This window comes from Bradyrhizobium sp. DOA1 (genome assembly GCF_001593325.1).
GTDB lineage: Bacteria > Pseudomonadota > Alphaproteobacteria > Rhizobiales > Xanthobacteraceae > Bradyrhizobium.
Genome location: NZ_JXJM01000001.1, coordinates 2,423,497 through 2,431,264 on the forward strand (window position 1 = coordinate 2,423,497; position 7,768 = coordinate 2,431,264).

Below are 7,768 nucleotides of genomic sequence, written 5' to 3' on the forward strand. Positions count from 1 at the left end.
GGCAAGACCACGGTGGCGCGGCTGCTGGCGGATGCGACCGATCTGCATTTCGAGCAGATCTCCGCGGTGTTCTCCGGCGTCGCCGACCTGAAGAAGGCCTTCGATGCCGCGCGCGCGCGCCGCGAGATGGGCAAGGGCACGCTGCTCTTCGTCGACGAGGTGCATCGCTTCAACCGCGCTCAGCAGGATTCGTTTCTGCCCGTGATGGAAGATGGCACGGTGGTCATGGTCGGCGCCACCACCGAGAACCCGTCCTTCGAGCTCAACGCGGCGTTGCTCTCTCGCGCGCGCGTGCTGGTGTTTCGTTCGCTCGACGCCGCCGCGATCGAAAAGCTGTTCGCGCATGCCGAGGCGGTTGAGGGCAAGAAGCTGCCGCTCGATGCCGAGGCGCGCGCGGTGCTGGTGCGCATGGCCGACGGCGACGGCCGCGCCTCGCTGACGCTCGCCGAGGAGGTCTGGCGTTCTGCGCGGGCAGACGAGATCTTCAATGCCGCGCAGTTGCAGGAGATCCTGCAGCGCCGCGCGCCGATCTACGACAAATCTGCCGACGGCCATTACAATCTGATCTCGGCGCTGCATAAATCGGTGCGCGGCTCCGATCCCGATGCTGCGCTGTATTATCTCGCGCGCATGCTGGACGCCGGCGAGGATCCGCTATTCCTGGCGCGACGTGTCGTGCGCATGGCGGTGGAGGACATCGGCCTTGCCGATCCGCAGGCGCTCGTCATCGCCAACGCCGCCAAGGATGCGTTCGACTTCCTCGGCCATCCCGAGGGCGAGCTCGCCATCGCGCAGGCTGTCGTCTATCTCGCCACCGCGCCGAAATCGAACGCGGTCTACACCGCCTTCGGCAGCGCGATGCAGGTGGCAAAACAGGCCGGCTCCCCGCTGCCACCAAAGCACATCCTCAATTCGCCGACCAAGCTGATGAAGTCGGAAGGCTACGGCTCCGGCTACGCATACGACCACGATGCGCCGGACGCCTTCTCCGGCCAGGATTACTTCCCGGAAGCCCTGGGCCGCCAGACCTTCTACGACCCGCCCGAGCGCGGCTTCGAGCGCGAGATCCGGAAGCGGCTGGACTACTGGGCCAAGCTGCGGAAGGAGCGGGGCGGGACTTAGGTCCCCAGTGGATTTACTATTTACGTAACTCGTAAATCTTGGTAATGGTTGGCATGATCGTCAGCTACCGCGACGAGCGCACCGAGCGATTTGCCGCTGGTCAGCACGTCAAGGAATTCTCGGGGTTTGCCCGCCAGGCAGAGACGCGCCTTGATCGGTTGGACGCAGCAACGAGCTTAGCCGACTTGGCGGCATTGCCCGGCAATCCAACTGATGTAGAGATCGTCGACTATCACTGAAGGAAGCTTATGCCCCGCACGCCTATTCATCCCGGCGAACAGCTCGCCGAAGAACTGCGCGAAGTCGGCATCACGGCCGCGGAGCTGTCGCGCCAGATCGATGTGCCAGTCAATCGCATCACCGGCATCATCAACGGGCAGCGCGGCATCACCGCTGATACGGCGCTGCGTCTAGGTCATTGGTTCGGTACCAGCCCGCAATTCTGGATGAACCTGCAACAGCAATATGAGCTGCGGTTGGCGGAGAAGGAGATTGGCGCGCAGGTTGCGTCGCTGCCCCGCCGCGCCAATACGCAGTCGACACGAAAGCTTGGGAAAACCGCATGAGCCGTCGCATCAAGAGAATGAATCCAAAACCTCGCGATCGTGACGAGCGCAAGGAGGCGCGCCCGCATCAGGCACGTGGCGCGTCGAAGGCCGGACCGCGACCGGGCGGGAAGCCCGGCGGCAAGCCGCCGCGCTTCGCGGGCGAGCGCGCCGAGCGGCGCGCGCCCAAGGCCGAGCTGGAAAGGGCCGCACCCGAAAAACCCGTCGAGACGCTGCTGCCGACCAAGGTGCAGACCGTGATCGTCACGGCCGACGAGAACAACATGCGGGTCGATCGTTTCCTCGAGGCGCGCTTTCCCGGCCTGTCGTTCTCCCACATCCAGCGCGTCGTGCGCAAAGGCGAGCTGCGTGTCGACGGCAAGCGCGTCGACAGCAAGGACCGGCTGGAGGAGGGGCAGAGCGTCCGCATTCCGCCGCTCAAGCTCGACGCACCGAAGGTTGTCGGCGAACTCTCGGAGGCCGCGCAAAAGACGCTCAAGGCGCTGAAGGAGATGACGATCTGGGAGGACGACGACGTCCTCGTCCTGAACAAGCCCGCCGGCCTTGCCGTGCAGGGCGGCTCGGGCATGACGCGCCACATCGACCAGATGCTGGAGGTGATGCGCGATTCCAAGGGCCAGAAGCCGCGCCTCGTGCACCGCATCGATCGCGAGACGTCGGGCTGCCTCCTGATCGCCAAGACGCGCTTTGCCGCCTCGCATCTGACCGGCGCATTCCGCTCGCGGTCGGCGCGCAAGGTCTATTGGGCATTGGTGCCGGGCTTGCCGAAGCCAAAACAAGGCCGCATCTCGACCTTCCTTGCGAAGGAGGAGAGCGAGGACGACACCATCATGCGCATCGCCCAGCATGGCGACGAGGGCGCGAGCCACGCAGTGACCTATTATGCGGTGGTCGAGACTGCCGGCAACAAGCTGACCTGGGTGTCGCTGAAGCCGGTGACGGGCCGCACCCACCAGCTGCGCGCCCACATGGAGCACATCGGCCATCCCATCGTCGGCGATCCCAAATATTTCAACATCGAGAACTGGCAGCTGCCGGGCGGCCTGCAGAACCGGCTGCATCTGCTCGCGCGCCGGATCGTCATTCCGCATCCGCGCGGCGGTGTGATCGACGCCACCGCGCCGCTGCCGCCGCATATGCAGCAGTCCTGGAACCTGCTCGGGCTCGATGCAGCCAGGTTTGATCCGATCGAGAACGCGCCCGAGGAGTAGCCGGGTTGAACGGAAGCGGCGGGCGCACGACATACCGCTCATGACGCGGTTTTCGATCGGTCTGGTGCTATTGGCTACTCTGTTCGCAGGGCAAGCCGCCCATGCGCAGTATGTGTCGCCGGGCGCATCGCGGCTCGCTCCACCGCTGCCTGCGCCGCCAGCGCCGCCGAGGATCGAGGTGCCCCAGATTCCGCAATTCGACGCGCCGCCGCGCTACAATTACCAGCCGCTTCCGCGCAATTCCTTCAGCGATCGCGTCACGAAGTGCCTCGATGACGCTGCCGCCGCAGGACTGGGCCCGGCCGATCGCGGCACTTATGCGCGCAGTTGCGCGAACTAGCGGCCAGGACGACACAGGTAATTGACTGACGACAGGGATCGAAGAACCGACATGCGTGAATTGTTCGAAGAAGCTGCGGGTCAGCCCCCGCCGGACCCCCGGGAACCGGCGCGCGCGTCTGCGCGCACGCCGCTGCGCAAGCGCTTCTACAAGGAGGCCGGCGCCGCCGATGCCGAGGGTGGCTTCGTTATCACCCTCGACGACAAGCCGATCCGCACGCCGTCCGGCCGTCAGGTGGTGATCCCCTCGCGCGAACTTGCCGATGCGGTGGCATCCGAATGGGCAGCGCAAGGCGAATCGATCGATCCCGTGACGATGCCGCTGACGCGGATCGCCAACAGCGTGATAGAGGGCGTGGTCGACCGCGTCGAACTCGTCAGCGACGACCTCGCAAAATACTTCGAGACAGACCTTCTGTTCTATCGCGCCGGCCACCCCGAAGGGCTGGTCGCCCGCGAGGCCGCCCATTGGGACCCCGTGTTGTTCTGGGCCGCACAGACGCTGGGTGCGCATTTCATCCTGTCCGAAGGCGTGATGCATGTGAAGCAGCCGGACGAGGCGGTGAGGGCCGCGCGTGCCGCGCTGCCCGGAGATCCATGGTCGGTCGCGGCGCTTCATATGGTCACGACCCTGACCGGCTCAGCTCTGCTCGCGCTGGCCCTGGCCCATGGCGCGCGCGACGCAGACCAGGTCTGGGCCGCCGCCCATGTCGACGAGGATTGGAACATCGACCAATGGGGCGTCGACGAGGAGGCCGCTCACCGTCGGGCCACCCGGGCGCGGGATTTCCAGGCCGCCGTGACGGTTTTGGCGGCAGTAAGGCCGCCCGCAGCCAAAGGTCCTTAAGGAGGGATTCGGGCGTCATCCTCAATTGATATCACTGCAGTGAACGCAGTCGGCGGCTGCCGCTCGAAGCCGTTGGTGGTGCCGGAGCCGCCGCCGCGGCCGCCACGCAGCGGGGCAGTGGATGGAAGCTCTCAGAGGAAGCTCTCAGAGGTCAGCTATGGGGTCAGAAGCGGAAGTATCGCTCCACTCGTCCTGGTAGTTTTCAACGGTGCTCGTCCCGTACGATAGATCGAAACCATTCAACCGTAGGCCGCACCAGCAGCCATCCTCGCAACCCGAGAGACTTCTTGCAGACAAGAAACCACCAACGACGCGCTCTTCGAACGCTCGGATCGATACTCACCGCAAGTTCAGAAAGGCGTGCTGAGCTTTCTATCGCTCCTTCGTTGAAGGCAGCGCTTGCGCAGCCGATCGCGTCAAGGGCTAACATGCGGTTCAACCAAGCACCAAGAGCATCAGCGTTGGTCATTCCAGGGGCGCTCTCATTCAGAAAATGTTCAATCGCGGCCTTGCGTTGGAACAGGTCTTGCTCCCGCGGAGCCTCGCTGGACATGTTCGCCGAGTGCACTCGATAGACGGCTTGGTCAGCGGCAATGACCCCAACGTCGCCGTGTGCGGCGAGCCGTAACCACATTTCCATATCGGAGGCGTAGGGCAAGTCAGGTAAATACCCGCCCAATCTTTTCTGCAGGGTCGTGCGAACCACTACGGTCGGTGACAGTACAATGTTTCTTGCGCCGCCAAGTGTAACGAAATCAAGTCCGGACAAAACGTGGGTTCTGGATCCCACTCCTGTTCTGTGCCGCGAATACTTCCCTCGTTGATCCAGGACAACCGCGCCTCCGAATGTAAAGGCGACAGAAGGATGATCATCCATCAGATCGGACGATCTCTTGAGGGCACCTGGCAGCAGGTAATCGTCCGCGGACAGCAGAAGCATGTAGTCGGCTTTCACCCAGGCAATGCCTTCGTTGGCGGTAGCGATGAGACCTTGATTCGAGGCGTGCCTCCGACAATCGACGCGAGGATCGGAGCAAACTAACGTTTGCGCAACTTCCGCTGTATTGTCCGGCGACGCATCATCGATGATGAGCACGCGCAATTCGGGGCCGGATTGCGTCAGAATGCTCTCGACACATTCTCGCAGAAAGTGCCCATACCGGAAACAGGGAATAACGATATCTACGGAGCTCATTGCTTGTCTCCACACGCCGCAAAAGCGCATTGGAGTTGTTCTGAGGGCAATTGCATTGGTACGGAGCCGAGTCCGCTTAGGTCACAAGCGGCGGTCGTAGTCACCGTGCTCCCCGCTTCCGCTCTACCCACGCTAGCCGACATCACAACAGGATTGGCGGGCTTGGCTCAGGACGAGCAGCTGACAGTGCTGCCGGCTGTTTGCGCAGACGGTTTGTCTATGCACGTTAAACGGTTAACTTTGCAAACTACAACTTTAGAAGTGCTAAAACAAAAACAGGCCCCAACTCGGGGTGGCATGGCTAAACGGCCGGCGCAACGTACCTGCCACCCTTAATAGCAACGCAGGAACGCAACTTTTTGCGATTGAACCAATTAACAAGTTTAAATTTATTTTAATTGGTTTGATTTTAAATATGCACTTCTTCGAAGGAGGTTGCCGTGCCGAAAATGGCTGCGGTGACCCCGCCCAACGATGACCCTGCTCTTATCAACATATTGACGTCAACGGCCATCGCACATTCCGGCGGACGAGCCGTAGGAGGGAACGGCGGCGGCAGCGGACGTTCTGGCTCGTTCTTCGACAATGATCGTGATGGCCCGGCCAAGGAGCATGCGACTAAAGAGCACTCGATGAAAGAGCATCCGACAGGCGGAGGTGGCTCCGGTGGGGGCAGCGGGGGTCAGGCTGGCGGAAGAGGCGCGAAGGTCGCAAAATCCGGAGATGACGGTGCGCAATCTGGGCGTGGCGGCGGCAGCACGAGCTCTTCGGGCGTGAGCAGCGGCGGTGATGAGAAGGAAAAGAAGGGGCGCGACTAACGCCTCCTCATACCGCGCTTGCATTCAACGCCTTAAATGCGATCATCCAGCCTTGCTAGGCCGCGTAGATGCGGCCGTCCTGGACCGGCTCGATGCTGGCGCAGAGCTAGACAACGCCGTACCCCTTGTTGGGCGCATCGATTCCAACGAATCCAATGCCGTAGACTTAACGAGAGGTTTACGAGGGCGGCCTTAGGGTGGGGCAAGCGTACCCTGGGCCTCCGAGATGCCGACGCCGATCAATTCGATCCTTCCGGTCAATGCCGCCAGCCCCGCGGCTGATGCGACGACGCCCGATCTTGCGTTGCAGGCGGGCAGCGTCGTGAACGCCAAAGTCGTCAGCGTGCTCGCAGACAATCTGGTGCGGATCGCGATCGCCAACCTCGCGATGGACGTGATGTCGGAGGTGGCGCTCACGCCGGGGCAAAATCTCCAGCTCGCGGTGTCGAAGAACGACGGCGCCATCCGGCTCGCCGTGATGGGCGGGGCAGGCGAGGCTGTTCCCGACCAGGTCACGTTGACGGCCCGCGCGGCCTCGCTGGTGGAGAGCCCGCCGCTGGCGCCATCGGCGAGCGTGGCGCGCAACGCGCTGACGCCGGCAGAACACGTCGCTGTCAGCGCAGCCTCCGCCGAGGCCGTGACCAGGCAGGGCAGCCAGGCGCCGCTGTTCGCCAATCTCGCCGCGGTCATCACCGGCAGCAATCTGCCGGCAGGGCTGAAGCAGGCCGTGCTCGACGTGCTGGCGCAGCAGACGCCGCTCAATACCGGACTCGATGGCGGCGACATCGAGACGGCCTTCCAGAAATCCGGCCTGTTCCTCGAGGCCTCGCTGGCTGCAGGCACGACGTCGTCGTCCGGCGCGACGCCAGATTTAAAAGCTGCGCTGCTGGTGCTGCGCCAGACCCTGGCCACGCTTCAGACCGCCGCGCCCCAGGCCCAGGGCGCCGCGCTTCCGACCAGTGCCACGGCGACAGCCGCACCGGCTCAGCCAACAGGCGCCGCCGTGCCGGCCGCTGGTCCGTCAGCCAAAGCCGAGATCGCCCAACCGCAGCAAATCCCGCGCAGCGCCACGCAAGCGGCCGCCGTCCCGGCCGACACCGCCGCCGGCGCTACGCAGGCCGCGATCCCCAGGACCATGTCGGCAGGCCTTGCTGCCAGCCTCCTGCAGGAGATGACGCAAAGCCTGCCGCGCTTGCTCGGCAACGTCCCCGGCTCCAACAAGGCCGTGCCTGATGACCACGTCTTCGAGGCGGAGGCGCACGCGACCACGCCGCCGCCGTTCCGGGGGGCACTGCCGGCGCCGCAGGCGATCGCCTCGTCATCGCTCGCGCCCGATACGCCGCTGGCCGCGACCGTGCAGCGCCTGCTCGACGACACCGATGCCGCAATCGCGCGGCAGACCTTACTCCAGGTCGCCTCGCTCCCCGATCGCACGGACGCGAGCGGCCACCGCATCGATCCGGCCGCGCCGCAATGGAATTTCGAGATTCCCTTCGCGACCCCGCAGGGCACCGCGATGGCGCAGTTCGAGATCTCGCGCGATGGCGGCAATGAATCGGTCGACCCCGCCACGCGCGCCTGGCGCGCGCGCTTCTCGCTCAATGTCGAGCCGGCCGGTCCCGTGCATGCCTTGGTCACGCTGAACGGCGACAAGACCTTCGTGCGGATGT

The 7,768-nt window shown here is 64.1% G+C and carries 8 protein-coding genes; 7 read left to right on the forward strand and 1 reads right to left on the reverse strand.

Going from position 1 to position 7,768, the window contains the following annotated elements; translation table 11 throughout:
* The 6 genes from SE91_RS11425 to SE91_RS11450 all read left to right on the forward strand — a co-directional run.
* Nucleotides 1-1,122 (forward strand): replication-associated recombination protein A (locus SE91_RS11425; protein WP_061847674.1); only part of this gene is annotated, 1,122 nt, incomplete at its 5' end.
* 53 nt (nucleotides 1,123-1,175) lie between these two features.
* Nucleotides 1,176-1,361, forward strand: a complete 186-nt coding sequence (locus SE91_RS11430; protein ID WP_197489454.1) for a type II toxin-antitoxin system RelE/ParE family toxin — start codon at nucleotides 1,176-1,178, stop codon at nucleotides 1,359-1,361.
* Between the two features lie 9 nt (nucleotides 1,362-1,370).
* Nucleotides 1,371-1,688, forward strand: coding sequence for a HigA family addiction module antitoxin (locus SE91_RS11435; RefSeq protein WP_061847675.1), 318 nt, complete (start codon nucleotides 1,371-1,373; stop codon nucleotides 1,686-1,688).
* Nucleotides 1,685-2,899 carry an RluA family pseudouridine synthase gene (locus tag SE91_RS11440; RefSeq protein ID WP_061847676.1) on the forward strand — a complete coding sequence of 405 codons (1,215 nt, stop codon included), beginning with the start codon at nucleotides 1,685-1,687 and terminating at the stop codon, nucleotides 2,897-2,899. Before SE91_RS11435 ends, SE91_RS11440 begins: the two co-directional genes overlap by 4 nt.
* A gap of 40 nt (nucleotides 2,900-2,939) precedes the next feature.
* Nucleotides 2,940-3,239 carry a hypothetical protein gene (locus tag SE91_RS11445; RefSeq protein ID WP_061847677.1) on the forward strand — a complete coding sequence of 100 codons (300 nt, stop codon included), beginning with the start codon at nucleotides 2,940-2,942 and terminating at the stop codon, nucleotides 3,237-3,239.
* Between the two features lie 51 nt (nucleotides 3,240-3,290).
* Entirely contained in the window at nucleotides 3,291-4,085 is a 795-nt protein-coding gene (locus SE91_RS11450) for an ATP12 family chaperone protein (protein WP_061847678.1), read from the forward strand.
* A 202-nt stretch (nucleotides 4,086-4,287) separates the two neighbouring features.
* On the opposite strand, the gene SE91_RS11455 is transcribed toward SE91_RS11450, so the two are convergent.
* The gene (locus SE91_RS11455) at nucleotides 4,288-5,280 is read right to left on the reverse strand and encodes a glycosyltransferase (protein ID WP_063921294.1); all 993 of its coding nucleotides are present in this window, start codon (nucleotides 5,278-5,280) and stop codon (nucleotides 4,288-4,290) included.
* Between the two features lie 1,044 nt (nucleotides 5,281-6,324).
* On the opposite strand from SE91_RS11455, the gene SE91_RS11465 reads away from it, so the two are divergent.
* Nucleotides 6,325-7,768, forward strand: a 1,444-nt coding sequence (locus SE91_RS11465) for a TP0910 N-terminal domain-containing protein (RefSeq protein WP_061847681.1), incomplete at its 3' end; no start/stop codon positions are given.

Excerpts from the sequence above, each read along its gene's own strand:
- SE91_RS11430 (WP_197489454.1), top strand. The coding sequence starts at position 1,176 with ATGATCGTCAGCTACCGCGACGAGCGCACCGAGCGATTTGCCGCTGGT.
- SE91_RS11435 (WP_061847675.1), top strand. The coding sequence starts at position 1,371 with ATGCCCCGCACGCCTATTCATCCCGGCGAACAGCTCGCCGAAGAACTG.
- SE91_RS11440 (WP_061847676.1), top strand. The coding sequence starts at position 1,685 with ATGAGCCGTCGCATCAAGAGAATGAATCCAAAACCTCGCGATCGTGAC.
- SE91_RS11445 (WP_061847677.1), top strand. The coding sequence starts at position 2,940 with ATGACGCGGTTTTCGATCGGTCTGGTGCTATTGGCTACTCTGTTCGCA.
- SE91_RS11450 (WP_061847678.1), top strand. The coding sequence starts at position 3,291 with ATGCGTGAATTGTTCGAAGAAGCTGCGGGTCAGCCCCCGCCGGACCCC.
- SE91_RS11455 (WP_063921294.1), bottom strand. The coding sequence starts at position 5,280 with ATGAGCTCCGTAGATATCGTTATTCCCTGTTTCCGGTATGGGCACTTT.